General features: G+C 42.6%; 22 protein-coding genes. 10 read left to right on the top strand and 12 right to left on the bottom strand.

The window, feature by feature from the left end; translation table 11 throughout:
- Positions 1-181: 181 nt before the first annotated feature.
- From AC04NP_RS01790 to hslV, 3 genes are all read left to right on the top strand, one after another.
- The gene (locus tag AC04NP_RS01790; RefSeq protein ID WP_482857581.1) at positions 182-3064 is read left to right on the top strand and encodes a hypothetical protein; all 2883 of its coding nucleotides are present in this window, start codon (positions 182-184) and stop codon (positions 3062-3064) included.
- Positions 3065-3212: 148 nt separating this feature from the next.
- Positions 3213-4880 carry a pyruvate dehydrogenase complex dihydrolipoamide acetyltransferase gene (locus AC04NP_RS01795; RefSeq protein WP_482857582.1) on the top strand — a complete coding sequence of 556 codons (1668 nt, stop codon included), beginning with the start codon at positions 3213-3215 and terminating at the stop codon, positions 4878-4880.
- A 243-nt stretch (positions 4881-5123) separates the two neighbouring features.
- Entirely contained in the window at positions 5124-5675 is a 552-nt protein-coding gene (hslV, locus tag AC04NP_RS01800; RefSeq protein ID WP_482857583.1) for an ATP-dependent protease subunit HslV, read from the top strand.
- A gap of 54 nt (positions 5676-5729) precedes the next feature.
- On the opposite strand, the gene AC04NP_RS01805 is transcribed toward hslV, so the two are convergent.
- The 3 genes from AC04NP_RS01805 to AC04NP_RS01815 all read right to left on the bottom strand — a co-directional run bounded on the left by AC04NP_RS01805 (position 5730) and on the right by AC04NP_RS01815 (position 9570).
- Complete coding sequence (locus tag AC04NP_RS01805; RefSeq protein WP_482857584.1) at positions 5730-8147, bottom strand: ABC transporter permease; 2418 nt, start codon at positions 8145-8147, stop codon at positions 5730-5732.
- 272 nt (positions 8148-8419) lie between these two features.
- Complete coding sequence (locus tag AC04NP_RS01810) at positions 8420-8869, bottom strand: hypothetical protein (protein WP_482857585.1); 450 nt, start codon at positions 8867-8869, stop codon at positions 8420-8422.
- A gap of 374 nt (positions 8870-9243) precedes the next feature.
- Positions 9244-9570, bottom strand: coding sequence for a TM2 domain-containing protein (locus tag AC04NP_RS01815; protein ID WP_482857586.1), 327 nt, complete (start codon positions 9568-9570; stop codon positions 9244-9246).
- 376 nt (positions 9571-9946) lie between these two features.
- Between AC04NP_RS01815 and arsC the strand changes: the two genes are divergently transcribed.
- Positions 9947-10288, top strand: coding sequence for an arsenate reductase (glutaredoxin) (gene arsC, locus AC04NP_RS01820; protein ID WP_482857587.1), 342 nt, complete (start codon positions 9947-9949; stop codon positions 10286-10288).
- On the opposite strand, the gene AC04NP_RS01825 is transcribed toward arsC, so the two are convergent.
- The 7 genes from AC04NP_RS01825 to AC04NP_RS01855 all read right to left on the bottom strand — a co-directional run bounded on the left by AC04NP_RS01825 (position 10285) and on the right by AC04NP_RS01855 (position 18104).
- Entirely contained in the window at positions 10285-11469 is a 1185-nt protein-coding gene (locus AC04NP_RS01825; protein WP_482857752.1) for an aspartate aminotransferase family protein, read from the bottom strand. The two genes, arsC and AC04NP_RS01825, sit on opposite strands and share 4 nt — an antisense overlap.
- 135 nt (positions 11470-11604) lie before the next feature.
- Positions 11605-12558, bottom strand: a complete 954-nt coding sequence (locus AC04NP_RS01830) for a transketolase family protein (protein WP_482857588.1) — start codon at positions 12556-12558, stop codon at positions 11605-11607.
- The gene (locus AC04NP_RS01835; RefSeq protein WP_482857589.1) at positions 12555-13946 is read right to left on the bottom strand and encodes a vWA domain-containing protein; all 1392 of its coding nucleotides are present in this window, start codon (positions 13944-13946) and stop codon (positions 12555-12557) included. Before AC04NP_RS01835 ends, AC04NP_RS01830 begins: the two co-directional genes overlap by 4 nt.
- 7 nt (positions 13947-13953) lie before the next feature.
- Positions 13954-14826: a transketolase gene (locus tag AC04NP_RS01840; RefSeq protein ID WP_482857590.1), complete on the bottom strand. Its 873-nt coding sequence runs from the start codon at positions 14824-14826 to the stop codon at positions 13954-13956.
- Between the two features lie 213 nt (positions 14827-15039).
- Positions 15040-15489 (bottom strand): thioredoxin-dependent thiol peroxidase, encoded by a 450-nt coding sequence (bcp, locus tag AC04NP_RS01845; RefSeq protein WP_482857591.1) that lies wholly within the window; start codon positions 15487-15489, stop codon positions 15040-15042.
- 106 nt (positions 15490-15595) lie between these two features.
- Positions 15596-17506 (bottom strand): M23 family metallopeptidase, encoded by a 1911-nt coding sequence (locus AC04NP_RS01850; RefSeq protein WP_482857592.1) that lies wholly within the window; start codon positions 17504-17506, stop codon positions 15596-15598.
- On the bottom strand, positions 17493-18104 hold the full coding sequence (locus AC04NP_RS01855) for a fumarylacetoacetate hydrolase family protein (protein ID WP_482857593.1): 612 nt from the start codon (positions 18102-18104) through the stop codon (positions 17493-17495). Before AC04NP_RS01855 ends, AC04NP_RS01850 begins: the two co-directional genes overlap by 14 nt.
- A 308-nt stretch (positions 18105-18412) precedes the next feature.
- On the opposite strand from AC04NP_RS01855, the gene AC04NP_RS01860 reads away from it, so the two are divergent.
- The 6 genes from AC04NP_RS01860 (at position 18413) to AC04NP_RS01885 (ending at position 24032) form a co-directional block, all read left to right on the top strand.
- Positions 18413-19495 (top strand): OmpA family protein, encoded by a 1083-nt coding sequence (locus AC04NP_RS01860; protein ID WP_482857594.1) that lies wholly within the window; start codon positions 18413-18415, stop codon positions 19493-19495.
- Between the two features lie 363 nt (positions 19496-19858).
- On the top strand, positions 19859-20440 hold the full coding sequence (locus AC04NP_RS01865; protein ID WP_482857595.1) for a TetR/AcrR family transcriptional regulator: 582 nt from the start codon (positions 19859-19861) through the stop codon (positions 20438-20440).
- 2 nt (positions 20441-20442) lie between these two features.
- Positions 20443-21183 carry an outer membrane lipoprotein-sorting protein gene (locus AC04NP_RS01870; protein ID WP_482857596.1) on the top strand — a complete coding sequence of 247 codons (741 nt, stop codon included), beginning with the start codon at positions 20443-20445 and terminating at the stop codon, positions 21181-21183.
- 18 nt (positions 21184-21201) lie between these two features.
- Positions 21202-22155 (top strand): ABC transporter permease, encoded by a 954-nt coding sequence (locus AC04NP_RS01875; protein ID WP_482857597.1) that lies wholly within the window; start codon positions 21202-21204, stop codon positions 22153-22155.
- 7 nt (positions 22156-22162) lie between these two features.
- A complete protein-coding gene (locus AC04NP_RS01880) occupies positions 22163-22879 on the top strand; it encodes an ABC transporter ATP-binding protein (protein WP_482857598.1) in 717 nt (238 codons plus the stop codon).
- 10 nt (positions 22880-22889) lie between these two features.
- A complete protein-coding gene (locus tag AC04NP_RS01885) occupies positions 22890-24032 on the top strand; it encodes a hypothetical protein (protein WP_482857599.1) in 1143 nt (380 codons plus the stop codon).
- A 15-nt stretch (positions 24033-24047) separates the two neighbouring features.
- Here the strand turns inward: AC04NP_RS01885 and AC04NP_RS01890 are convergent, their stop codons facing one another.
- Together AC04NP_RS01890 and AC04NP_RS01895 are read right to left on the bottom strand one after the other, a co-directional pair.
- Positions 24048-24854 (bottom strand): exonuclease domain-containing protein, encoded by an 807-nt coding sequence (locus AC04NP_RS01890; protein WP_482857600.1) that lies wholly within the window; start codon positions 24852-24854, stop codon positions 24048-24050.
- Positions 24855-24862: 8 nt separating this feature from the next.
- Entirely contained in the window at positions 24863-26227 is a 1365-nt protein-coding gene (locus AC04NP_RS01895; RefSeq protein WP_482857601.1) for a UDP-N-acetylmuramate--L-alanine ligase, read from the bottom strand.
- Positions 26228-26408 lie beyond the last annotated feature (181 nt).

A 26408-nucleotide genomic window follows, 5' to 3' on the forward strand; every position in this document is an offset into this window, starting at 1 on the left:
GCTGTACAAATAATGGAACTTCCACCAATATTTTACTGTACTAAGTAAAGTCAAAAAGACGTTCTAAGATCGGAATTTAAATTAAAAATTAACCTTTTGCGGATTTGTTTATTTGTACGGCAAATACTTTATTTAGAAGTAGATATTTTACCGATTTGTGGATATAAAAAAGTGTAAGTGGATGAGAAAGGGTCTTGCAGCAATTTTTTATTTTTTATTTTGTGCCGTTTTAGCCGCTAATGGTCAGGCTGGACTTTTGGAGAATAATCCCACTTCTTTAAAGTGGCATCAGATCAACACCCCCAATTTCAAAATTTTGTTTCCCCATGGTTATGAAAAAAATGCACAACGTGTGGCCAACCTGATGGAAACAATTTATGAGCCTGTATCCAGGACCCTGGAATCACGTCCGCGGAAGTTGTCATTAATCCTGCAAAATCAGAATTCAATACCCAATGGCTTTGTAGCTCTGGGGCCCCGCAGGTCAGAATTTTTTACTACCCCGCCACAGGATTACAATTTTCTGGGCACCAATGATTGGTTTGACCTGCTGGCGGTACATGAATTCCGCCATGTGGTCCAGTTCGATAAGAGCCTGACCGGGTTTAACAAGTTTTTTTACCTGCTTTTTGGTCAGGCGGCGCAGAGCCTGTGGGCAGACCTCTCGGTGCCTGATTGGTTTTGGGAAGGTGATGCGATAGGCATAGAAACTGCGTTAACGCCCAGTGGAAGGGGCCGGATACCACGCTTCGACCTGGTTTTCAGGACAAATTTACTGGAACGAGGTGCTTTTAATTATAATAAGCAGCATCTGCGGTCTTTCAAACATTTTGTGCCGGACCATTATCGTCTGGGATATTTCCTGACCACCCATGTCAGAAATGAACACGGGGCCGAAAGCTGGTCCGGAGTCACCCAAAAAGCCTTTGGCTGGCCTTTTATTCCTTTTACGTTTTCTAATTCATTAAAAAAAGTGACTGGGAAGAACCTGCTGGAAACCTACGATAATATGATGACGGAGATGGAGGGGCTGTGGACGTGGCAGCTTGACGGTTTATCGGAAACACCAGTGACTGTAATTAATCAACGGAAAAGTAAGGCTTACACCAGCTATCACAACCCACTTGTACTGGATTCCGGCCATGTGCTGGCCCTGAAATCCGGGATCGGAGATATTGACCAACTGGTTAAACTGGATGGTATGGGAAATGAACGAGTAGTTTTCATCCCCGGAATTGTCAATAACACAGGTATGTTGTCTTTACAAAACGGTATCGTGGCATGGAATGAATTTGAGTTCGATCCAAGGTGGGGCGCCAAAAACTTTTCTGTGATCAAACTTTATGATTTGAAAAATAAAAAGCTACGCACGCTGGGAAGAAAAAATCGTTATGCATCAGCCGCCTTGTCCCCGGATGCTACCCGGGTAGCCACGGTTTTAACCACTGATGAAAACCAATACCATCTGGTAATCCTGGATACGAGCTCCGGAAAAGAGATAAAACGTTTTCCCAATCCGGAAAACCGCTTCTTGAGCATGCCAAGATGGACGGACGATGGAGGGGCAATTGTCGTGCTTAAAGCCGGCCAGGCAGGCAAATCCATGATTTCAATGGATGTGGTCAGTGGAAAGGAAAGTATGATCATTCCTGAGTCGAATGAAAATATCGGACATCCGGTGCCTTATAAGCATTTTATATTTTACAATTCCCCTTACAACGGCATCGATAATATCTACGCGATCAATCTGCGTGATAAACGGCGCTATCAGGTGACTTCCAGAAAACATGGTGCCTACAACCCCGCGGTCGCAGAAGACGGGCAATCCATCTGTTTCAGCGATTTTCAAAAAGATGGTTTTAATGTGGTAAAAATGCCTTTGGACACCATGCTTTGGAAACCCATTGAAAACATAGAAGACCGGAATGTGCGGTATTATGAGCAAATTGTGGAGCAGGAACAAAATGAGCACATCCTGGAGGATGTTCCTAATAAAAGCTATCCTGTTACCAATTATGCGAAAGCCACCGGATTCATCAATCCCCATAGCTGGGGGCCTGAAATCAATACGACTAACAGTTCGTTGTTTGTGGGGTTGGAAATGCGTGATGTATTAAGCACAATTTCCACATCGTTGGGATATGGCTATGATGTGAATGAAGATGCAGGCTCCGGCATTGTCAACATCAGTTATCAGGGGTTGTATCCGATTCTTGATTTTGAGTACCGGTTTAGTAATCGTTCTACCTTTGAAAATGTACCCAATGAACAAACGAACCGCATTGACCGGGTTAATTTCAGGTGGAAGGAACAAGGTTTTAGTTTTGGCTACCGTTTGCCGTTCACTTTGACCCGCTCCAAATATTTGACGGGGCTTTCATTCGGGAGCAATGCGAGTCTCACACAGGTGGAGGACTTTAACCAGAGCTTCCGCATTATCGATCAGCTTTCTGACGGAAATTTAAAGGCATTGGAACATACGATAACCTTTAACAGGCTGCTAAAAAGGGCCAGACGCGATATTTTCAGTAAATGGGGGCAAACATTTTTTCTTAATTATCAGCATACGCCCATCGGAGGTGATTTTGAAGGTAAATACCTGGCTACTGAGGTGCAGCTCTTTTTGCCCGGCCTGGTTAAACATCATTCTTTGCGGCTGAGAGGAGGGTATCAGTACCAGGAAATTATATTTCAGGGCCCGGAACCAAGGGAAAATACGTATTTGTTTCCCAGTTACTTCTTTTTTCCCCGGGGTTATAGTGCTACCAATTTTCAGAACCTATACCATCTTAAAGCGGATTATATGCTCCCTTTGATTTATCCCGATCTGGCGCTGGGGCCTGTTCTGAATTTTCAGCGTATTAAAGCCAATTTGTTTTACGATTATGCCTATGGAGAGATTCAAAGATTCAACGACACGTTTAACTCCTACGGTATAGAGTTGAGTTCAGATTTAAACATTTTGCGATATAACCGGTTATTTGATTTGGGCGTTAGGGTAAGTGTGGTTCCGGAATTGAATGACGTTAAAGTTGAATTTACCATAGCCAATATTGGGTTTTAGAAAAAGCACTTATTTGGAGTAAGAGGAAACAGACAAAAAATCCTTGATTGAATCAAATAAAAGTAAATTTTATTTTTATAAGTTATTACTTCATCTTTATTTTGAGAAAATTATTATTTACTGGCACATACTTTATATAGAATAAAAAATGGCAGAAGTTATTAAAATGCCCAAAATGAGCGACACCATGGAAGAGGGCGTGATCGCGAGTTGGTTGGTAAAAGAAGGGGACACGGTCAAATCAGGTGATGTTTTGGCGGAAGTTGAAACCGACAAGGCGACCATGGATCTGGAATCTTATGAAGACGGCGTGTTGTTATACATCGGTGCAAAAGAGAAAGAGGCGGTTCCTGTAGATGGTGTAATTGCTATTATAGGTCAAAAAGGGGAGAATATAGACGATATTTTAAAAGATATTGAACAGGGCGGCTCTGGTAGTCAGGCTGCGGCGGCGCCACAATCGCAGGCATCTGAACCCGCTCCGGCAGCTACAGAAGATGTTGACACTTCCGGTATCAATGCCAGTGTTATCACCATGCCTAAAATGAGCGATACCATGGAAGAGGGTACCATAGCGGTATGGCATAAAAAAGTGGGCGATACGGTCCAGTCCGGCGATATATTAGCGGAAGTTGAAACCGACAAAGCCACGATGGACCTTGAGTCATACGAAGACGGTACTTTGCTTTATGTTGGGGTCGAGGATGGTGAAGCCATAGCAGTTGATGGTGTAATCGCCATCATTGGAGAAAAAGGCGCAGATTATGAAACTTTACTTAAAGCTCATAGTGCTCCTGCCCAACCATCGGCGTCACCGACGACTTCATCACCGGCACCATCAGCACCGGCTGCAGCCACCACCGCCAGTGCAACTGTGACAGCGCCGGTTGTAGCCGAAACAAAGGTCGAAGCGCCGGCCGGCACTTCGTCGAATGGCCGTATCAAAGCGTCTCCGTTGGCGAAAAAACTGGCCAAAGAAAAAGGTTATGATCTGTCGCAGATACCGGGGACAGGTGATTATGGCAGAATTATTAAAAGGGACGTCGAGGCCTTTGTGCCCGCTAAAGCGCCCTCTGTCAGCACGGCGGCCCCTGAGGGTGCTCCTGTTGTTAGTCTTCCGCAGGTAGTCGGTGAAGAAAGCTTTGAAGAGGTGGCGGTGTCTCAGATGAGGAAAACAATCGCCAAACGATTGGCTGAAAGTAAATTTACCTCGCCCCATTTTTACCTTACCATGGAGATAAACATGGATAAGGCTGTTGAGGCCAGAAAAAGCCTTAATGAGGTTTCTCCGGTAAAAATCTCATTCAACGACCTCGTTATTAAAGCTGCAGCCGCAGCATTGAGACAACATCCTGATGTCAATGCCGCCTGGTTAGGTGATAAAATTAGAAAAAACCATCACATTCATATCGGAGTGGCAGTTGCCGTGGAAGACGGTCTGCTGGTACCTGTTGTCAGGTTTGCGGACAATAAACCACTTTCGCATATTGCCGCCGAAGTCAAGGATTTGGCTCAAAAAGCCCATAACAAAAAGCTGCAACCAGCAGACTGGGAGGGCAACACCTTCACCATTTCTAATCTGGGAATGTTTGGTATAGAAGAATTCACGGCCATTATTAATCCTCCTGACGCTTGTATTATGGCTGTGGGCGCTATCAAGGAGACTGCCATAGTGAAAGACGGCCAGTTGGTTCCCGGGAATGTTATGAAGGTCACCCTGTCCTGTGATCACAGGGTAGTTGACGGAGCAGTGGGCTCGGCCTTTCTTAAAACTTTTAAAAGCATTCTTGAAGATCCCATCAGGATCCTCGTATAAATTTCTTTATAGTCATAGTATGGCTGGAGCCATGCTATGACTGACCAGACCATCGGTATCCCCTGCTGACAACCTTTAGCAACAAAATCGTTGCTGTGGGTTGCTATCAGGTTGCTATTGCCTGCACTGTGGCTGAATTCACTGATAATTTGTCATGAATTTTAACTTCTGCATCATTATTGTGTAATATTGGAAGGCCGATGAAAATTCATGGGCCAGTAATTTCTAAAAAAAGAATTTGTAATGACAAAAATAAAATCAACTACCGTAGTCGCTATCAAACATAATGGCGAGGTGGCTATTGGTGCTGACGGACAGGCTACTATGGGTAACACCGTTGCCAAAAGCAATGTAAAGAAAATCAGAAAATTGCAGGAAGGTAAAATTGTCACCGGTTTTGCCGGCTCTACTGCTGACGCATTTACTTTGTTGGAAAGGTTTGATGAAAAGTTGAGTGCTTATGGGGGAAACATGAAGCGGGCGGCGATTGAATTAGCCAAAGACTGGCGAATGGACCGTTATTTAAGAAGGCTGGAAGCTATGTTGATTTTGGCCAATAAAGAAGAAATCCTTATACTTTCCGGTACAGGTGATGTCTTAGAGCCGGATGATGAAATAGCAGCTATCGGTTCCGGCAGCATGTTTGCCAAGGCTGCTGCGGTCGCTTTGAAAAAACATAGCACCTCGCTAAGTGCTGAAGAAATGGTAAAGGAAAGCCTCGGGATTGCCGCTGATATCTGTATCTATACCAACCATAATGTGGTGGTGGAGACTGTCCGTAAAACCAGCGAATAATTCAAGGAAGTGAGGAGGTTTGTTCGTAAATTCGTTGCCTCCTTTATTCACTACTTATTCACTGCGCAACGAATTCACAGGATTTGCCGTGGCAGCTTTAAATGATTGATAGCTGACCGTTAGCCAGGCGATTAACAAAGAAATACATCCACCGGCCAGAAAGCTGACAATGCCAATATCTACCTTATAAGCAAACCCTTGCAGCCATTTTGACAGAAACAAATAGGCCAGCGGAATGGCGAGCATAAACGAAATCAACACCAATTTTGTAAATTCCCCGGACATCAGGATCACTACATGACTTGCGGTTGCACCTAATACCTTGCGGATCCCTATTTCCTTAGATCGCTGCTCGGCGGTGAAAGTCGCCAGTCCCAGCAGACCCAGGCAGGCGATCACGATGGCTAAAGTGGTAAACAACACAAAGATTTTAGACAGGCGCTGCTCTGCCCGGTACAGGCTCTCCAGGTTTTCATCCAGAAAATAATAGTCGAAAGGTGCACCGGGTACATATTGCTTCCATTTGGTTTTAATCAGATCGATTTTTTCCTGAAGGTCACCGGGCGCAAGCCTTACTGAAAGCAGATTGCCACCACCCGGAACAATCGCCATTGGCCTGATTCTGCTTTTCAGACTTTCAAAGTTAAAATCTTTTACCACCCCTATTAAATTCAATACTTCACCTTCCGGGCTTTTTCTAAACGTCATAAGCTTTTGGTTTTCATAATTGTCCCAGCCAATGGCCTTCATGGCTGTTTCATTCAGGATAATAGCGGATGAATCGGAAGGGAAGTCTACTGAAAAAAACCTGCCATCCTTTAACTCAATATCCATGGCAGCCAAATGATCCTGATCCGCATAGTACCACTGCAATAGCCGGTCTTTCTGATTTTTTCCCATTGCCCTGAAAATGGTGTTGTTATCCAGGCCGGGTGGTAGTGAACTACTACTACTTACATGGGTAATTCCGTGATAGTTTTTTAAATCGTTTTTAAAAACTTCCCGGTTTTCACGCAACTGGGAAGCATTATCAATGACAAGCACATTTTCCTGATTAAATCCCAGATTCCTGGTTTGCATCATATTCAGTTGCTTATAAACTATCAGTGTGCTGATAATCAGGCCTATGGAGATGGTAAATTGAAAAACTACCAGGACACTTCTGATACCCTTGCTTTTAAAGCCAGCCCGTATTTTACCTTTCAATACTTCAGCAGGTTTAAAAGATGTCAAATACAAAGACGGATAACTTCCTGCAAGCATTCCAATGATGATAATGATGCCTGCTATTCCTCCCAGGACGGTACCGTCCAATAACATCAGAAAAGATATTTCTTTACCGGCAAGGTTATTAAAAAGTGGCAACAAAAGTAAGATTAATCCCATGGCCAGTAGGGTGGAAACAAGGCTGAAAAGCATTGACTCCGTTAAAAACTGATTGATCAGGCCTCTTCTCTCTGCACCTGAAGCCTTCCTGATTCCTACTTCCTTGGCGCGGTTTGCCGATCTCGCAGTAGAGAGATTCATAAAATTGATGCAGGCAATAGTGACGATGAAAATGGCAATCACCCCGAAGATATACAGGTAGTCGATATCTCCATTGGGGCCCATCTCATCATCGAGATTAGATTTTAAATGAATATCGGTCATCGGCTGCAAGGCATACCCATAGTCACCACCTTGCTCTCTGAACTTTTGCAGGAAAGCTCCCAGGTACTGTTCAATTTCCGGCCCGACGTATTTTTCCACCAGTGTGTTAAACTTGCGCGCTAAATCCTGCTGGTTGGATTCGGGATTCAGTACGAGATAAGTGTACAAATTATTGCTGGTCCATTCCCGTTTGCTGACATCACCCAAAGTACTTATGGACACGACCATGTCAAAGTCCAAATGAGAGTTACCCGGAGGGTCAGTGGCAATACCACTCACCTCACAGGGACTGTCGCCGATTTGCAACGACTTGCCTATTGGCGACGAATCACCCCTTCCTGTATAGGCAAAATACTTTGTGGCCATTGATTCGGTTAAAACAACTTTATCGGGGGCATTTAACACTGTTTCCGGATCTCCCTGTAATAGTTCGAAAGAAAATACCTTAAAGAAATTGGAATCGGCTAGCAACAGGTTTTTTTCCGTAAAGGATTTTTCTCCCAAAGAGACCACAACATTGGATTGTGGGGTTAATCTTACGGCTTCATTCACTTCCGGAAATTCCTCGAGCGCCGTGGGGGCCAATGGGCCGCAACTGGTGGCTAATTCTGAGGCTTGTCCTGCAATCACGGCTTTTACAGTAACCCGGTAAATCTGGTCAGCTTTTTTATGGAAACGGTCAAAACTCAATTCATCTGCGATATAGACAACGATTAACAGCGTTGATGCTATGCCAATGGTTAAACCCAGTATGTTGATAAAAGCATAGAATTTTTGCTTTTGAAGATTCCTGAAAGCGATCTTAAGGTAGTTTTTGAACATGGTTTTAATTTTAGTTCTCCGGTTCGCCTATAAAGATGTGCTATCAGGGCCAAAGGTTGCAGTAAACCAAACTTTTATTTGATGTCGTGGGAACTAGTTACCAACCATGATATAGCGCAAGCGTCCCGTGGCTGTTGCACAACGTTTACACCAAAATTCTTTGTGTCTCTTTGTGTCTTAGTGCCTTTTTGGTTCACCATTTTTTACCACGGAGACACTAAGACACAAAGAGGTTTTCGCTTATAAAATAAAAATACAGGCACAAAAAATCATTACCTAAACATCCTTCCTGCTTCATGAAAGGGGATTCTGGAAAGCATCAGGAGCAAAGCAATCAAATAAAATACCGTAACGGTTTTAAACTTCTTTTTGCTGGAACTCACCTTTTTGGACCTGGAGCGGCCTATTTGTGCTACTATCACAGCCAAAATCATCACAAAAATATGCTCTACGGCCCAATATCTGATACTGGCGGCTTTCATGGCCCCTCCAAAATCCTGGAAAGCATTGGTGGTTATCGGACTCAAAAAGAAATAAAGTACCAAACCGATTAATAATTGTAAATGCAATGATCCTACAAATGAAGCTGACAGGGCATTGTCACTCCTGCCATATTTTTGCTTTAATTGCCAGCCTAAAAAGGATTTAATAATGACCAGCACAGCCAAGACAAGGACAATCCACCTTAGCCAGGAATGAATAAACAAAAAAGTTTCGTACATGGTAGTAGTTTTAGTTAGGTTTTGAATTTGCCTCTAATTTATAGTAATCCATTCAGATTATCGATTTTTTAGGTATTATTCATCGACAATGTGCTTATTCATACAACCAGCAAAGAATTATCTGCTTCAACCTGTTTACGTGTTTCATTGGGAATAGCCCGTTCGCAGGGATTGTTGTCATAAATATGAAGGGCTACTACAGGCGTGGCGAGTCATACTATTTGGCCTATCGACAGGAGGAGTAATCATGATGACTTCCGGCCTGGATTTTTTGCCATAAAAAAGAACGGTTTGTAAAATAAACCGTCCTTCAAAAGATTTGATCTATGAATAAAATCACAAATGTGATTGAAAAATCTAACCAGGCAATAGATCTATGCCGGATTTGAGAAAGTAGATTCATCCTGATTTTCTTCCACAGCCTGCGTGGCTGGGGGAATTGTCAGGTTTCCTGTTTTTGTATCCTCTTTTTCTTCGATCGACTCAATTTTTTGAGAAATCAAAAGATTGTACTTTTCGATACGACCGGGAATCATAAAGGCCTCTACAACCCACCATATTCCAAGTCCGCCAAGTGTTAACCAAAAAAGTATTTGGAGTCCCCATTTACCTAAATAGGCAAAATGAGCCATTAAAAAGAACCATAATGCGTAAGCAACGCCTGGTGATTTCATTTTTGATTGATAAGCATGTTCGTTCATAACCATATTGTTTTAAGTACATGGGCTAGCTGAATTGGCGAAATATAGACTACTCATGATCAATAATAACTTGATTTTTCAATACAATCTTTCATATGTAACCTTATCGGACTTATATTTTTGTGTGATCAGTATAGTAATTGGCGCTTAATTTTTAAGAATGGTTTTTACAAATATTTTCTAAAGCTGATAGGCCACATCGCTATCGATAAGGGTGGTCTTGATAGGTGAAAATTTATTCCCGGGCTTTAAAACAGGCGTATTTGTAACCGGGTGATTAGAGAACTATGGTTGAACTGAGAATAACAGACGGCGGTAGATCTGAAAATAATTTTTGATTATGTAATTTTGTCCTGATTCACAAACAGTTGATAATATGTTAAAAATTTATCATAACCCCAGGTGTCGAAAGAGCCGGGAGACCTTGCAACTAATCAAAGATCAGGGAGAAGCGGTGGAGGTGGTTGAGTACTTAAATGAAGTTCCTTCGGTTGAAACACTTAGAACTGTTTTGGAAAAGCTTGGATTAAAACCCCTGGATATTGTGAGAAAAGGAGAAGCGATATTTAAGGATCACTTTAAAGGGAAAAACTTTGATGATGAGGGGTGGTTGAAAATTTTGCATGAAAATCCGAAATTGATCGAACGGCCGATTGTTGTAAAGGGGAATAAAGCAATTATCGGGCGGCCTCCGGATCATGTAAAACAGCTCTTTTAACAGCAATCTGTAATGGCCTGATTGATGATCTGGCAGGCTTGATGAATTTCATCGGTGGAGATTATAAGGGGAGGGGCAATGCGCATGGCCTTGTCACAATGCAAAAACCAATCAGTGATCACGCCCAGATCGATAGCCCTGTCGATAATGGGTTTCAATATTTCAAAGGATTCAAACCCAACCGCCATCATTAATCCTTTATTACGAATGGATTTGATGGCAGGGTGTATGAGTTGCTCTTTAAACAAATTTGCCTTTTCTTCTACGTCTGAAAGCAGGTCTTGATCAATGATAACATTCAGGGCTGCCAGCGAGGCTGCGGCGGAGACAGGATGGCCACCAAAAGTGGTAATGTGACCCAAAACAGGATTGTTCTTTAACACCGACATGATTTCCTCCGAGGCGATAAAAGCGCCAATGGGCATACCACCACCCATGGCTTTGGCGGAGACCATCATATCCGGAATTATTTCATAATGTTCGAAAGCCCAGAATTTTCCGGTTCGGCCAAAACCACATTGGATTTCATCCAATATCAACAAAGTTCCGGACTGATGGCATTTTTGTCTCAATTCCTTAAAATAGGCCGAATCGGCTACCCTGACCCCGGCCTCACCCTGCACAGTTTCAACTAAAACTGCCGCAATATCTTCGTTAATTGCCTGTAGTTCCTCGGTATTTCCGAATTCAATTTGTCTGATTCCAGGCAAAAGAGGGCGAAATGCCCGTTTGAAAACCTCACTGCCTCCTACCGAAAGCGCTCCATGAGAAGATCCGTGATAGGCGTTTTTGAAAGATATTATTTCCCTTCTTCCGGTATATCTTTTGGCTAATTTCAATGCACCCTCTATGGCCTCGGAGCCTGAATTGACCAAATAAACATTGTTTAATGTATCGGGTAACGTATCTGTCAGCGCCTTGGCCAGTTGGATCTGCGGTGTTTGTACAAACTCACCATAAACCATCAGATGCATATAAGTCGATGCCTGTTTGACCACCGCTTCTACCACCCTGGGGTGGCAGTGGCCCACATTGCTGACACCAATGCCGGAAATGAGGTCAATATATGCTTTGCCATGCTTATCATAAAGTGTTATTCCTTCTGCCCTTTCAATTTCAAGCATCAGGGGAAAATCAGAAGTCTGTGCTACATGATTAAGGAAAAGTTGCCGCTGTGATATCATGCTTAAATCTAACTATAATTTAGATCATATAGCAGGCTTTGTAAGATAGTCTGGTGCTGTATCGGTTGTTATGGCAAATATCTAAAAAAACAGATACTTTGAAAGTAGTCCGGAAAAAAATGTAACCCGCTGTTATTTCCTTCCAATGACTTTTTCCGCAGCGTTTACGATGCTTTCAGTGCTTAGGCCATATTTGTCGAGTAGCTCCAAAGGTTTGCCACTTTCTCCAAAAGAATTATTTACGCCTATAAATTCAACCGGGGCCGGATGGTTTCTGCATAAAGTCTGTGCCACACTATCGCCGAGGCCACCGTTAATCTGATGTTCCTCAGCAGTAACCGCACAACCGGTTTTTGCTACCGAATGGAGTATGGCTTCCTGATCCAACGGTTTTATAGTATGAATATTAATGACTTCTGCGCTGATTCCCTTCTCACTTAAAATAGCTTCTGCTTCTATCGCATACCACAACATATGGCCGGTAGCAAAGATGCTCACATCGTTACCCGCTATAAAGTTTATAGCTTTGCCGATCCGGAACGTTTGATCCTCAGGAGTAAATACAGGCATTTTGGGGCGCCCGAATCTAAGATAAACCGGACCATGGTGATCTGCAATAGCAATGGTGGCTGCCTTGGTTTGATGATAGTCACAGGGATTGATCACTACCATATTGGGCATCATTTTCATCATGCCCAGGTCCTCGAGTATCTGATGTGTGGCACCATCCTCACCCAGGGTCAACCCTGCGTGAGAGGCACAAATTTTAACATTTTTCTCCGAGTAGGCAATGGATTGCCTGATCTGATCATAGACACGGCCGGTTGAGAAATTGGCAAAAGTACCGGTATAGGGTATTTTACCTCCAATAGTCATACCCGCTGCCAGCCCCATCATATTGGCTTCGGCGATGCCGGTTTGAAAAAAACGGTCCGGAAACTCTTGCTGGAAGGCAGTCATTTTTAGTGATCCGGTCAGATCCGCACACAGGGCGACTACGTTTTCATTGCTCCTGCCGACTTCCAGCAAACCTGCTCCAAACCCTGACCGGGTATCCTGTTTTTCAGTAAAAGTGTATTTTGTCATCCGCCGATTAATTTAATGTTAGTTGTTGTACCTGATTTTATTGTAAATTTTTTAATTGTTGTATACTTACTTCCAAAGGCATTTTCTGCCCGAAATACCAGCTTATAGTTTCCTGGTTGTATGGCCATGGTAAACCTGGTTTTATTCCTGTCCAGGTTTTTAACCCACCATTGTATGCCATTTTCATCTATGGTATACAAACTTCCAAAACCTTTAACGTTAGCGTACAGATTCATCACGCCGGGATCAGGAATCTTTATCTCTTTTAATTTTCCCTCCTCGATTTCCACGCCCCTTAGAAGAATTTTAGGCAAAGTAAGGATTTCCAGGTCGTATTTCCCAATTAAAAAGTTTTCTTTTGTCTGAATGTCCGCCGCGTGCAGAACTTTACCCTGCTTATGTCTCCGGATGATGAGCTTTACACCCTTACGGTACTCTGTATGTCCTGGTTGAAGTACGGTCATCTGTCCCTGTGGGGCATTAACTTTCAAAACATTGTGCCTTCCCGGTACGATCCGGATATATTTCTTTAAAATACCCGGAATGGTATTGATCATCAGATCATACCCCTGTACGGCGTCAATTTCAACCGAGTCAGGCCGGCCTTGCCTGTCACGGTAATGTACAAAATCATAAGCAGGTTCCCGGGTTACATTGTTTATGAAGGTGACATTGACATTGGTAACAGTAGGTTTGTCCTGCTGGTCCAGCAATTCCACGCTTACAGTGGTTTTATCCAGGGTTTGCTGAATGGCGGTATTTAAGACTTTCCGAAATGTTCTGATATTTGCGGCGTCAAAAAACTGCCCGAGGCAGTCGAACTCGCCCTCAAAGCTTTTATTCATACCCAATCCTATGATAAACGGTTTAAGAAATATTCGCTTTTTTTGTAGAGCCAGTGAAACGGCACAGGGGTCGCCGTCGCAAGACTCCAGTCCATCGGTAATGATAATAACAATGTTTCTTACGTCCTTCTGATCAGGAAAATCACCGGCGGCCTGTTCCAGGGAGTAGGCCAGGGGTGTGGTACCTTTGGGAACTATTGCTGCCAGTCTGTTTTTTATTAAATCGTGATTGACTGTCTTAAAACCCACTTCAAGCTTGGTATCCTGGCAATTTTGTAGCCGCTTGTTAAACTGATGCCCATAAACCCTCAGACCAAGCTCCAGGTTTTGATTGACTTTTAAGGAGTCTGCAAGGTCTGAAAGTAGTTTTTTTGCTGCGGTGATTCTGTTGGTTCTTTCCCACCCTCCAAGCATACTTCCTGAAGCATCCAATAAGAATAAGATCCTGGTTTTGTCCGGTAGTTTTTGTTGGTTAATCTGGCTTAAGGCAATATCTTGTAGCCATATCAGTATTAAAGACAGGAAAATCAGCCGGAATGACATGAGTTATTCAGTAATCTCCCAATGTCTCCTCCAGTTGGTTCAATGCTGATTGCAACTGCTCATCATTGGGCGCTACGCCATGCCATTTATGACTGCCTGTCATAAAATCCACACCGTTGCCCATTTGAGTCCGCATGAGGTTAACTACAGGCTTTCCTTTACCAGTCAAAGTTTTGGCATGGGTCAAAGTATTTATCACCTCTTCCATATCGTTACCCTTGGATTCGATTACCTGCCATCCAAAGGCCTGCCATTTCTCTTTTAAATTTGCTAAAGACAGGATTTGATCCACAGGGCCGTCGATTTGTTGTCCGTTGTGGTCTACCGTGACAATTATATTGTCTACCTGGTTATGGGCCGCATACATGATAGCTTCCCATACCTGCCCTTCCTGCAGTTCGCCGTCACCTGTTAAGGTGTAAACCAAATGGTCGTCTTTGTTGAGCTTTTTGGTTTGCGCCGCGCCGATAGATACTGACAACCCCTGACCTAACGAGCCTGAAGCCACCCTGATTCCGGGCAAACCTTCCTCTGTGGCGGGATGTCCCTGCAATCTTGAGTTGATTTTTCTGAAAGTCGCCAGCTCTGACAGCTCAAAATAACCTTTTCTAGCCAATACACTATACCAGACTGGTGAAATATGGCCGTTGGACAGGAAGAACAAATCCTCATTAATACCCTCCGCATTGAAGGCCGGGTCGGCGCTGAGTATTTTAAAATATAAAGCTACGAAGAACTCCGTACACCCCAGTGAACCCCCAGGGTGCCCTGACTGAACGGCGTGAACCATCCTTACGATGTCTCTTCTGACCTGTGAGGCTATCTTTTTTAACTCTGCTATCTCGGTTTGGTCAATTGTTGCGTTTGTTTGGTCAATCATTGTTTAAGCAAAATGGATCGAAAAAAAGTTACTCCAAGTATGATTGGCCAAATTTAGTATTTTCTTTCCTATAACTCAGAATTTTTGGCGCTTAAATGGCATAGAAAACCAATAAACTTCGTACCCTTTTGTGTCTTTGTGTCTCCGTGGTTCAATTTTTTTTACCACAAAGGCGCGAAGACACGAAGGGGCACAAAGGGTTTATGAGCGTGTTTAGGATAAAATTTGGTTGGTATGTTCCTTGGCTTTGACCTTTTCCACGATGTTTTCGATCTTTCCATCCTCGTTAATAACAAAGGTATTTCTGGCAGTGCCCATGTATTTTTTACCATACATCTGTTTTTCCACCCATGTGCCAAACAATTCATGGATTTTTTTATCGGGATCGGAGACGAGGTTGTAGGGCAAATCAAATTTATCGATGAACTTTTGATGTGATTTGGTGCTGTCTGTACTAACACCTAAAACTTCATATCCCAGCTTCTGAAACTCTTCGTAGTTATCCCTGAGGTTGCAAGCTTCTGTGGTACAGGTTGGGGTATTGTCTTTCGGATAGAAAAATAAAACAAGTTTCTTTCCTTTATAGTCTGAAAGTTTGATATTGGATCCGTCTTGAATTTCCGCTTCAAAATCCGGAACCTGATCGCCAATGTTTAAATTCATAATTTTAAAAATTAGTTTTAATGCCGAAGCCAAAGCCAGGGCCGATAGTTTAATTTTTATGATTAAACCAAATTTTCACTGTTCTGTTTGATGGGGGCAAAAATAATTATTTAATTGTTTTGGTGTATACATTTTCATTACCGGAATTGTCCACTACCCGTAACACCATCTCACCTTTGAAGGGTATTGCCGGGTCCAGTTTTTCCGACCATAGTAACTGGCGTTTGTAATCATAGTTCATAAGTACCCAGTTGCCATCTACCGTAAGCCTGAAATTTTTTATGCCGGAAAGATCATCATCTATTTCCATCCTGATCTGACCGGTACTGATACGAAGCGGATTAATCGTGGGGGGGATGGAGTCTTTTAAAAGCGTGTAAACGCCAAAGTCTCTGGTTTTGATCGCAAATTCATTTCTGTTCCAATTTCCTCCCTGATAGCTGTAGTTGTTTTTTCCTGTAACCAAATAAGCTTTGTACCGGGTTTTATCCTGATATTCCAATTTTGGTTTGAAAGTAAAACCAGCAAATTTCCTCATTGGGGTATTGACAGGCCCTACTTCAAAATATTCCATGGTGGAGTCACTGTTCAATCTGTAGTCAGTGGTGAGGAATAGCGTATCGAAAAGTGCTTTTTGGGGAAAGCTTATTTTCAGACTTTTATCATAAAAATTAAAGGCACTGTTGGAAGGAACCATTGCTTTGAAATTAAAGTAAAGGCTGTCTCCACAAATATCGGCAGAGTCGGGCAGGGCATATTTTAAATTCCAGAGGTACACGGCCTGATTATTATGATAATAAGAAGGGGTTAATCGATGTTTCATCCGGTTGGCATAAACATTGGCAAAAGGGGCCTGGCCTTCTTTGATTTTTGCTGATAAAATAAGGGTATTATTTAAAATCTCAAACGTTCTTTTTTTAGGGGGAAGTTTGGTAAAAACCTGGTTACCTGAGGGCAATGCTTCTCCGGTCACTGTGAAACTAAGTTCACTTTTATTGCCGTAAGTGTCTGTCAGGTGAACGCTTATCTTGTGATCTTGGCCATTCAGCATATTAATTATTCCCTTGTTTACGGCATTTTTGTAGAAACCTAATCCGTTGCCGTCGTCGATATAAAGTTTATTGAACCTTGTACGCCGCGTTTTCATCACTCCATAATTGGTCAGGGCCAAAATGTCACGTGTATTGGCGAAGGAGAACCGGTTAATCTCTTGTTTTAAAACCAGTCTGTCGTCTACATACAAGGCGATTACCTGAACACCATTTTTGTTGGGGCTTCCATCCTGGCGATCATAGGTTAAAAGTTCTATGCCGAGTTGTCCTGAGGCACTTATGTTCCTGTTGATAGTGTATTTGCTACCGTTCCTGACCGGGGTCAACTCTATCCTTTTAAATGCCTTGTTGACCCTGGAGTTGATATCCATGGGCACCAGGGCAACTTTTCTAACGGAAGGGGGGGTATTGTCTATGATTTCGGAAAATCCATAATTCAGGGGATTCATCACATGCTGGCGCTGGTCCCTGATCTCAAAATGCAAATGCGGACCACTCGATGAACCACTATTGCCGGAGTAGGCGATCACATCACCCCTTTTAAATTTAAATTGTCCCGGTGCTGGAAACAACTCAATACTGAAGCTTTCCTTTTTATATTGTTCCTTTCTGATATAATCCCCGGTTTCTTCCTCAAACTTGCTCAAATGAGCATAGACTGAGGTGGTGCCGTTGGGATGAAGCATGTAAAGGGCATTGCCATAACCACCGGTCGATATCTTGATTCTGGATACATATCCGTCGGCGGTTGCGTAGATAGGCAGGCCTTCCACGCCGTCGGTTTTGATATCCAGTCCAGCGTGAAAATGGGTGGCTCTCAATTCTCCCATGGTTCCTGCGAGATAGTTTCTGTTACCTGGCTTAATAGGAAAAAGATAATAATTACTGCCACCATTCTGGCCCGCCGCCGGATTCATCAGCCCTGCCAGCAATAACATAGAAGATATGTATTTACTTAACTTCAACGTTCAACAATTCTTTATCCTCGATAAATGCTTCAAGCCTGTCACCTATTTCCACAGGCCCCACACCCTTAGGTGTGCCGGTAAAAATGATGTCTCCTTTTTTTAACAAAAAGAATTTTGATAAGTAAGCGATGATATAATCAATGGAAAACAGCATAAGTTCGGTGTTACCCTGCTGCCTTGTTTCCCCATTGACTTTTAAACTGAAATTCAGATCCCCGATATCGCCAAAATCTCCGACAGGAAAGAATGAAGAAATCGGTGCAGAACCATTAAACCCTTTGGCAATGGCCCATGGCCAGCCTTTTTCCTTGGCTTTTTGCTGCCAGTCCCTTGCGGTAAAATCGATGCCTATGCCGATTTGGCTGTAATATTTGTGAGCAAATTTTTCATCGATATTTTTTCCAGGCTTGTCAATTTGCACCAGGATTTCCACTTCGTGATGGATATTGGTGCTGAAGTCCGGATAAAAGAAAGGGGCATTATTTTTTATAACGGATGTTTCGGGTTTTAGAAAAATTAGTGGTTCATCCGGCCTTTCGTTCTGTAACTCTTCAATGTGCTCGGCATAATTCCTGCCTATAGCGAGAATTTTCATCGATTATAATCGTTTATTTAGTTGTTAAATGGTCCGTGCGGTATACTTTTGCAACCGGATTCGGTATATTTGAATCCCTGAATTGCAATATTACCTGCCAGGTACAAAACTAAATTTTATTTGCGAGAATAAAACTTTGGTTTATAGAATTTTATAGAAAGTATCGGCCTTGTAGTAAATGACTTTATATTTGTCCTCAATTATAATAATTTTTGTCTTAGATTTTCTGGTTATTAAGGAGTGATAAGGTACATATATGATCTATTTTGTCGATTTATGGTTATATTAATGTATAAAACTGAGAGGGTATGGTGATTGATTACAAAATGTTGTTGGTGGGGTGTTTATGCTGGTTCCGGCCGATGGATTCAGTGGCCGCGCTGATGGCAGATTTGAAAACGGCCGGGGCTGATTATGAGGCGACATCGGCAGAATTCTTGCCTGGAAAGCGCTTGTTATCGGATGAAAGAAGGCCACGGCATTATGTAATCATCGGTGCTTTCAGGGAACTTAAAAATGCCGATAAACTGATTAGAAGGGTAACCTCCGTAGGGTTTGAACCCAAGTATTTCCTCAACAAGGAAAAAAGGCTTTATTATGTATATATCGTGATTTATGACGATATAAAATCGGCGCACAGGGTGAGTGCCAAGCTCAGGGATATAAACTTCATTAAGGATGCCTGGGTGTTTTCAACAGAAACCGGTGAACCGTTATCAGAGCGGCTGATCGCCAGTGCAGAGGTCAAAAGCAGTGTATTGTTAAGTGACGCAGGTACCAGTCAGGCTGCACAACGTACAAGTTCCGCTTCTGCATCTTCCAATGAAATAAAAAAGGAAAACAGGGGCACAACACCCTCTGAAACAACCGGTAGTCCGGCACCGGAAGCAAAGAAGGCGAAACCAAAAGAGGAAGCAACGCCGACCACCTTTAAGTCAACGTCTTCGGCGGCCATCAACCAGTTGGTCAGGGCAGACAAAGGGGACATTGTGGTTTTTAATAATTTACTCTTCCATAAGAATTCATCCGTGCTGAGAAAGGTTTCAAAAGATGAAATGGAACGCCTGAATGACGTATTGCAGACCAAGTCGAACCTCCGTATTAAAATTCACGGACATACCAACGGGGATTTTAAGGGGGAAGTTTATTTGCTTGCGGAAAATGATGACAGGTTTTTTAAACTCAGCGGAAGGAACAAAGTGGTCAGGGGTGATGACAAATTACTGTCGGCCGAAAGGGCCAAGGTTATTAAACGTTACCTTGGCGCCCGCGGAATCAGCGGGGAAAGGATTGAAATCCAGGGCTGGGGAGACCGCAGGATGTTATATCCCAAAGGCCATTTGAAAGCTCCGCTCAATAGGCGGGTGGAGATTGAAATACTTGATAATTAAAATTAGCATGAAAATTAAAATGAAAATGGGGGTGTTGATGGGCTACGTAGCTGTGGGTTTCGATTGCTGCAGGATGCCGCTTTTACAGGTTATTTAGCAACCGGTAACCCTTCCTCTCACCTGCCTCCGGCTCCCGCTCACCGCCATATAATAACCTCTCCGACTATCCCGCCCACACTTCACCTGACCCCTGCCTCCCGCCCCCTCTCACCTAACTCCGGCTCCCGCTCACTGACCCCTTCCATTGTACTCACAGATTTCTATCTGCTGTTAATTCGAAAAAAAACCTTTAAACCTCGACTCTTTTTATGAATTACCGTATATTTATTTAAATATTGACCAACCGGTCAGTCATTAAATAATATGAGTCCAAGATCCAAAGAACAAATAGCGAAGATCCGTGCACAAAGCGAGAACAAGATTCTCATGGCGGCTTTTGATCTTTTTGCCAAAAGAGGTTATCATAACACCTCCGTGAGTGCTATTGCTAGGCATGCAGGCGTTTCCAAAGGACTTATTTACAATTATTATAACAGCAAAGAGGATCTTCTGAAAGGGGTAGTGGTCATGTTAATGGAGGAAGGGGGCGAATTTTTGGAGGCTATGCACAGGGCGGATCCTAATGAAGCATTGAAGGAGATGTTCATCTTGTCGAAGGAACATCTCATTAAAAAAAAGGAATTCTACCGGTTGGCTATATCACTGTCAGTGCAGCAGGAATTAGGAAAGGTTGAATTCCTGAAGCATACCATCGAGGAAGAGGTCAAGGTGTATTTTACCACATTTCAAAACATGCTTAAAAATAAGGGAATTGAAAACCCCAGAGGTGAGGCATTACTTTTGGCAGCTTTGTTTGACGGCATTAGCGTGCAATACATCACCTCCGGAAACAAGGAGCAATTAGAAGAAATCATTGATTTTTTAATAGAAAAATACTGTAATTAGTCATGAAGATATTTACAAATGTCTTATTCATCTTATTATCTCTCAGAGTCTGTGGGCAGGATGCCACCGAAATCATCAGAAAAGCCGATGAAAAAATGCAGGGGAAATCCAATCGTGCCGAAATGACCATGACCATACAACGCCCTGATTGGCAGCGGGAGATAAAAATCAAAAGCTGGGCCAAAGGTCAGGAATTAAGTCTCATTTTAATCACCGCACCAGCTCGTGACAAAGGGGCTGCGTTTTTAAAAAGGGACAAAGAGCTATGGAACTGGCAGCCGCGTATTGACCGGTTAATCAAGTTGCCCCCCTCGATGATGATGCAATCCTGGATGGGATCAGATTTTACCAATGATGATTTGGTCAAGCAGTCGTCGATTGTTACTGATTATCACCATCAGCTATTAGGCGATACACTTATCGATCATTACGACTGTTATAAAATTGTTTTGATTCCCAAAGATGATGCACCTGTGGTTTGGGGAAAAATCGATGCCTGTATCACCAAGGAGGATTTGCTTCAAAAGCTGATCAAATACTATGATGAGGATGGCTATTTGATCAATACCATGATTTTGAAAGACATCAGAGATATCGGTGGGCGGGTGATTCCTACGCGGCTGGAGATGATACCTGCTGATGAGGAAGGACAAAAAACGGTAATCCAATATGTGAATATAGCTTTTGACGTTGATATTCCGGATCAGTTCTTTTCCCTGCAAAACATGAAAAAGGTGCGTTAAACCTAAAACACTGTAGCCATGTATTTAAAATTAGCCTGGCGAAACATCTGGCGGAATAAAAGAAGAACCATCATCACCCTGATGTCTATTGCGTTTGCCGTATTTTTTGCCTCTGTGATGCAATCTATGCAATTGGGCACCTATGCCAATATGATCAGCAACTCAGTCAGATTTTATACAGGTTATGCGCAAATCCATAAAACGGGCTATTGGGAGGAGCGAAGCCTGGATAACAGTTTTTCCCTTCCTGAAAATGTTGAAAAGGCCCTGATGGCCAGCGAATCGATTGTCACCATAGTGCCCAGGATAGAATCTTTTTCCCTGGTATCTTTTGGAGAAAAAGCCAAGGGAGCCATGTTGATCGGTATTGACCCTTTTAAAGAAAATGAATTAACTTCTTTAAAAGAAAAACTTGTTCAAGGTCAATATTTAACGGAAAACGGGAATTCTCTGATCATAGGAAAGGGTTTAGCCGAGTACTTAAATGTTCAGGTGGGAGATACGCTGGCACCTGAATTATCGTTAATTGTCGAGCAATCCGGCACAAATATCTATATTTTGGTGATCATTTTTATGACAGCACTAATTTTCGGTATTATCAATACCATGCTTATGGCCGTGTTGGAAAGAATAAAGGAATTGGGAATGCTCATGGCCATTGGCATGAATAAGCTGAGGTTGTTTTTCATGATTACCATCGAAACGGTTTATTTAGGCCTGGTAGCCTGTCCTGCCGGACTATTCCTGGGCTACCTGACCATTAATTATTTCCATCGATTCGGACTGGACCTGTCAGCCTATGCCGAGGGTTTGCAGAAGGTTGGTTACGAGGCTGTAATTTATCCCATAATTTCAGGAAATCATTATTTTATTCTTTCGCTGGGAATTTTTATTACCACGATTATTGCATCCATTTACCCTTCGTTGAAGGCTATAAAATTAAAGCCGGCCGAAGCGCTGAGAAAAGTCTAAAATCAACATGATGAAAGTAATTGAGGCCCATAAAATCACCAAAGTCTATAACGCTGACAAAGTACCGGTTAACGCACTAAGAGGTATCAGTTTTTCTGTGGACCGGGGAGAATTTACGGCGATTGTCGGTCCTTCCGGATGTGGCAAATCGACCTTGTTAAATATGGTTGGGGGATTAGATAACCCTACAAAAGGCAAAATCACGATTGAGGGAAATGATCTTTCCAATTTAAAGGAAAACAAATTGATTGATTTTCGCCTGGATAAGATTGGCTTTGTTTTTCAATCCTACAACCTTATTCCGGTATTAACAGCCAGGGAAAATATTGCCCTGATTATGGAATTGCAGGGAGTAGGCAAACGTGCAAGGAATGATCGGGCTATGTATTTATTAAGGGCGGTTGGCCTGAAAGGAAAAGAGGATAAAAGACCCACGGAGCTTTCAGGAGGGCAGCAGCAAAGAGTGGCGGTAGCCAGGGCCCTGGCATCTGAGCCAGCGTTTATTCTGGCCGATGAACCTACCGCCAACCTGGATTCAGTAGCTACCGCCAACCTCCTGGATATTATGGCAGGGATCAATAAAGAGAAAGGTACCACTTTTATTTTCTCCACACATGATCAGCGTGTTATTGACAAAGCGCGAAGGGTGATCCGCCTGGAAGACGGTCTGATTGTATCCGATAATAATCTTGTAACCAATAAAGCGCATGAAGACCGGCCTTAAATGTTTGTTGTTGACGATTTTAATAGGGTATAGTCGAACACAGGCACAGGAAAAGGAGATAAAATGGGAGTTAAGTGGCTATGTCAAAGATCTGCGCACCCTTTTTTTCGTAGATGGTATGGACTCGGTAGTTACGGATAACCTGTTACATAACCGCCTGAATTTTCAATGGTATGCCCATGAAAACCTCACCGCCAGGATAGAGCTGAGAAACCGTATATTTTATGGCGAATTGGTGCGGCAGATTCCCGGGTTTGGCCGGTTGCCTGATATAAACAATGATTTTTTTGACCTTAGTTTTAACCTGATTGATGACAGGTCACTGGTTTTTAATACCACTATTGATCGTATATACCTGGAATACAATAAAAACAACTGGGAAGTAAGAGTTGGCCGCCAGCGGATCAACTGGGGGATTAACCTTGCCTGGAATCCCAATGATGTTTTTAATGCCTATTCCTTTTTCGACTTTGATTATGAAGAGCGTCCGGGTTCTGATGCCATTCGCATCAAGAAGTATACAGGGATTGCCTCAAGTATGGAGTTAGCGGCTAATATTACCGATGATATGGATGAATGGGTGGTGGCAGGGTTATGGAAAATTAATAAATGGAACTACGATTTTCAGTTTTTAGCTGGGGTGGCCAGGCAGGATATTGTATTGGGCTCCGGGTGGGCCGGAAGTATCGAGGATGCAGGTTTTAAAGGAGAGTTTACCTGGTTTAAGCCTTTGAACGATCATGAAGAAGGCGCTTTTGAAACTTTTTTGGTATCGCTTTCAGCCGATTACTCATTTGTTAACGGGTTGTATTTAAATGGCTCTTTTTTAATTAATACCGGATTGGAGTCTGCGGCGGGGCTGGAGGGGTTCAATACCCTGAATTTTGATCGCCTTGACACCAAAAGAGTACTGCCTTTTCCTTATGCCACTTTTTTACAAACCAGTTATCCCGTCAACCCACTTTTAACTGCCGCATTCTCATGGATGACGTTTCCCGGAGAGGCGTCATTCTTTGTCAACCCTACACTGACGGCTTCGGTATTCAGTAACTTTGACCTGGATCTGATCGGCCAGATTTTTTATGAGAAAAAAGAAAAGGGCTATGAGGCCAATTCCCCGGCGTTTTTCCTCAGGATTAAATGGAGTTTTTGACAGCGAAAATTGTGCTTATTTTGAGTTAAACCCACGCAATTTGATTTCTGTAAGCCTTCGTTTTGTCTCCAGTGGAAAGTCACCCTTCATCATCCAGTCATAATAGCTGGGTTCATTTCGGAATACTTCGATAACCTTTTTGTTGCGATGTTTACCAAAGTTGAATATTTCATCTCCGTTATTGTCATAAACCATCCTGCCGGCCAGATCCACCATATTTTTATTAGTCAGTTGGTGCAACGTGTCAATGTTGTTTTCAATAATTCCCACCTTGTTGCCTTTCATATCAGTGACATCCATACCGTCGTATTTTTGCACCTGGGCTTCCAGTATCTCCATGGTGGCGATAGTATCTGCCTCGGCACTATGGGCATTTTCAAGGGTTTTCCGGCAATAAAACTTATATGCTGAACTTAGATTCCTTTTTTCCATCATATGAAAAATCTTTTGAACATCCACGATCTTCCGTTTGCCGGTATCGAAATCCACATCAGCCCTCAAAAATTCCTCAACCAATACAGGAATATCGAACTTGAGTACGTTGAATCCTGCGAGGTCACTGCCTTCCAGAAATTTGGCAAATTCTTTCGCCATACTCTTGAAGGTAGGTGCGTCCTTGATATCCTCGTCATAAATGCCATGAATCATACTTGACTCTGCCGGAATAGGAATGGTCGGATTAATCCGTTGGGTTTTTTTTATGATCTCCCCATTCACCATCATTTTCACAATAGAAATCTCCACTATCCTGTCAGTAACAATGTTTATGCCGGTTGTTTCAAGATCAAAAAATGAAAGCGGGTTTTTAAGTTTTAATATCATTGAGTTTGTCAATTAATTATTTCTTTGCCAAGTTCCTGCAGGTTGATCCCCCCAAAGTTACCCGAACTCATCATTACCAGGTTTTTATTCTGCCAGTCGATGTTCTTCAGGTAAGAAACAAGTTTGTCCTTGTCGGTAAATACTTCCAGTGATCGATGGTTAAAAGCCTCTTTTATGTTGTCCTCATCCAATTCGGGCAACTTTTTACTGGCCAGGGTGTCGGGATTAAAATATACAATCGGATAGTCCGCATCATTTAACTTGCCACTGTACTGTGGCAGAAAGTTTTTGTTCAGGCTACTGTAAGTGTGCAATTCCAGACATGCTACCAATTCCCTTTGAGATTGCTCCTTCAGGGCTTTAATTGTAGCTTTTGCTTTGGAAGGTGCATGGGCAAAATCTTTATAAAACGCGGTAGTGTGATTTTCATTGACCATTTCCAGCCTTTTAGCAGCACCTTTGAACGAACTAATAGCTTTGTAGAACTGCTCTTCGGTCACACTTAATCGAATTAGAACTTCTTTGGCAGCCGCAATATTTTGCATATTGTGTGAACCGAAAATTTCCAGTGACACATCTCCTTGGGCCGTGGTTAAATAGGTTTTTCCCTCCTTAACATAGTGGGGATGGGTTTTGTATTCAAATCTATTGACGTCCGCTCTTTCCTTGTTACCGATGACCGAAGCCATAGCGTCTTCTTCGCAAAATATGATGGAGCCGGCCTTCGGGATCGAGTCGGCAAATCTGTCAAATTGTCTCACATAATTTTCCTCTGTCGGAAAAACATTCATATGGTCCCAAGCGATGCCACTGATCAGGCCAATATGATGCTGATATTGTAAAAATTTGGGAGTCGGGTCTAGGGCCGATGACAAGTACTCATCCCCCTCTATAATGATCACCGGCGCTTCGCTCAAACGGATCAGGTTGTTAAATCCTTCTACTTTTGAGCCTATTAAATAATCAAAATCTTTATTTAAATGTTGAAGTACATGAATAATAATGGCGGTTATTGAAGTTTTCCCATGGCTGCCGGCAATGACTATTCGTTGTTTGTCCCTGCAATGTTCCATGATGTAGGTGGGATAGGAGTAAATACTTAATCCTAATTCCCGGGCCTTAAGTAGCTCCGGATTATCACTTCGGGCATGCATACCCAAAATCACCGCATCCAATTCGCCGGTAATCCTGCTTTCATCCCATCCCGGTTCTGGCAACAGTCCATATGCTTCAAGATTCATTTTGGATAACCCAAAAATCTGATCGTCCGATCCGGTTATTTCATAGCCTTTTTGGTGCAATGCAATCGCCAAACCGTGCATAACACTTCCCCCTATGGCAATAAAATGTACTTTCTTACTTTTCTTCTGCATCAACCTTGTATTAAGCTCTCAAAATTAAGATAAAATAGAGGAGTGACAAATTTAATCGTTTTTTAAATGTCGATAAAATGTGGATATTTAGAAAAATTTTGTGTATAAATACCAGGAAAAGTATTTCATATGTGGAAAAATCCGCTTATTTTCTGTGGATAAGTTTTTGATAATAAATAGC

The organism is Agaribacillus sp. DX54 (assembly GCF_056858335.1).

Bases quoted from the DNA above. Each gene is read 5' to 3' on its own strand.
- AC04NP_RS01790 (WP_482857581.1), top strand. From the start codon at position 182: ATGAGAAAGGGTCTTGCAGCAATTTTTTATTTTTTATTTTGTGCCGTT.
- AC04NP_RS01795 (WP_482857582.1), top strand. From the start codon at position 3,213: ATGGCAGAAGTTATTAAAATGCCCAAAATGAGCGACACCATGGAAGAG.
- hslV (WP_482857583.1), top strand. From the start codon at position 5,124: ATGACAAAAATAAAATCAACTACCGTAGTCGCTATCAAACATAATGGC.
- AC04NP_RS01805 (WP_482857584.1), bottom strand. From the start codon at position 8,147: ATGTTCAAAAACTACCTTAAGATCGCTTTCAGGAATCTTCAAAAGCAA.
- AC04NP_RS01810 (WP_482857585.1), bottom strand. From the start codon at position 8,869: ATGTACGAAACTTTTTTGTTTATTCATTCCTGGCTAAGGTGGATTGTC.
- AC04NP_RS01815 (WP_482857586.1), bottom strand. From the start codon at position 9,570: ATGAACGAACATGCTTATCAATCAAAAATGAAATCACCAGGCGTTGCT.
- arsC (WP_482857587.1), top strand. From the start codon at position 9,947: ATGTTAAAAATTTATCATAACCCCAGGTGTCGAAAGAGCCGGGAGACC.
- AC04NP_RS01830 (WP_482857588.1), bottom strand. From the start codon at position 12,558: ATGACAAAATACACTTTTACTGAAAAACAGGATACCCGGTCAGGGTTT.
- AC04NP_RS01835 (WP_482857589.1), bottom strand. From the start codon at position 13,946: ATGTCATTCCGGCTGATTTTCCTGTCTTTAATACTGATATGGCTACAA.
- AC04NP_RS01840 (WP_482857590.1), bottom strand. From the start codon at position 14,826: ATGATTGACCAAACAAACGCAACAATTGACCAAACCGAGATAGCAGAG.
- bcp (WP_482857591.1), bottom strand. From the start codon at position 15,489: ATGAATTTAAACATTGGCGATCAGGTTCCGGATTTTGAAGCGGAAATT.
- AC04NP_RS01855 (WP_482857593.1), bottom strand. From the start codon at position 18,104: ATGAAAATTCTCGCTATAGGCAGGAATTATGCCGAGCACATTGAAGAG.
- AC04NP_RS01860 (WP_482857594.1), top strand. From the start codon at position 18,413: ATGGTGATTGATTACAAAATGTTGTTGGTGGGGTGTTTATGCTGGTTC.
- AC04NP_RS01865 (WP_482857595.1), top strand. From the start codon at position 19,859: ATGAGTCCAAGATCCAAAGAACAAATAGCGAAGATCCGTGCACAAAGC.
- AC04NP_RS01870 (WP_482857596.1), top strand. From the start codon at position 20,443: ATGAAGATATTTACAAATGTCTTATTCATCTTATTATCTCTCAGAGTC.
- AC04NP_RS01875 (WP_482857597.1), top strand. From the start codon at position 21,202: ATGTATTTAAAATTAGCCTGGCGAAACATCTGGCGGAATAAAAGAAGA.
- AC04NP_RS01880 (WP_482857598.1), top strand. From the start codon at position 22,163: ATGATGAAAGTAATTGAGGCCCATAAAATCACCAAAGTCTATAACGCT.
- AC04NP_RS01890 (WP_482857600.1), bottom strand. From the start codon at position 24,854: ATGATATTAAAACTTAAAAACCCGCTTTCATTTTTTGATCTTGAAACA.
- AC04NP_RS01895 (WP_482857601.1), bottom strand. From the start codon at position 26,227: ATGCAGAAGAAAAGTAAGAAAGTACATTTTATTGCCATAGGGGGAAGT.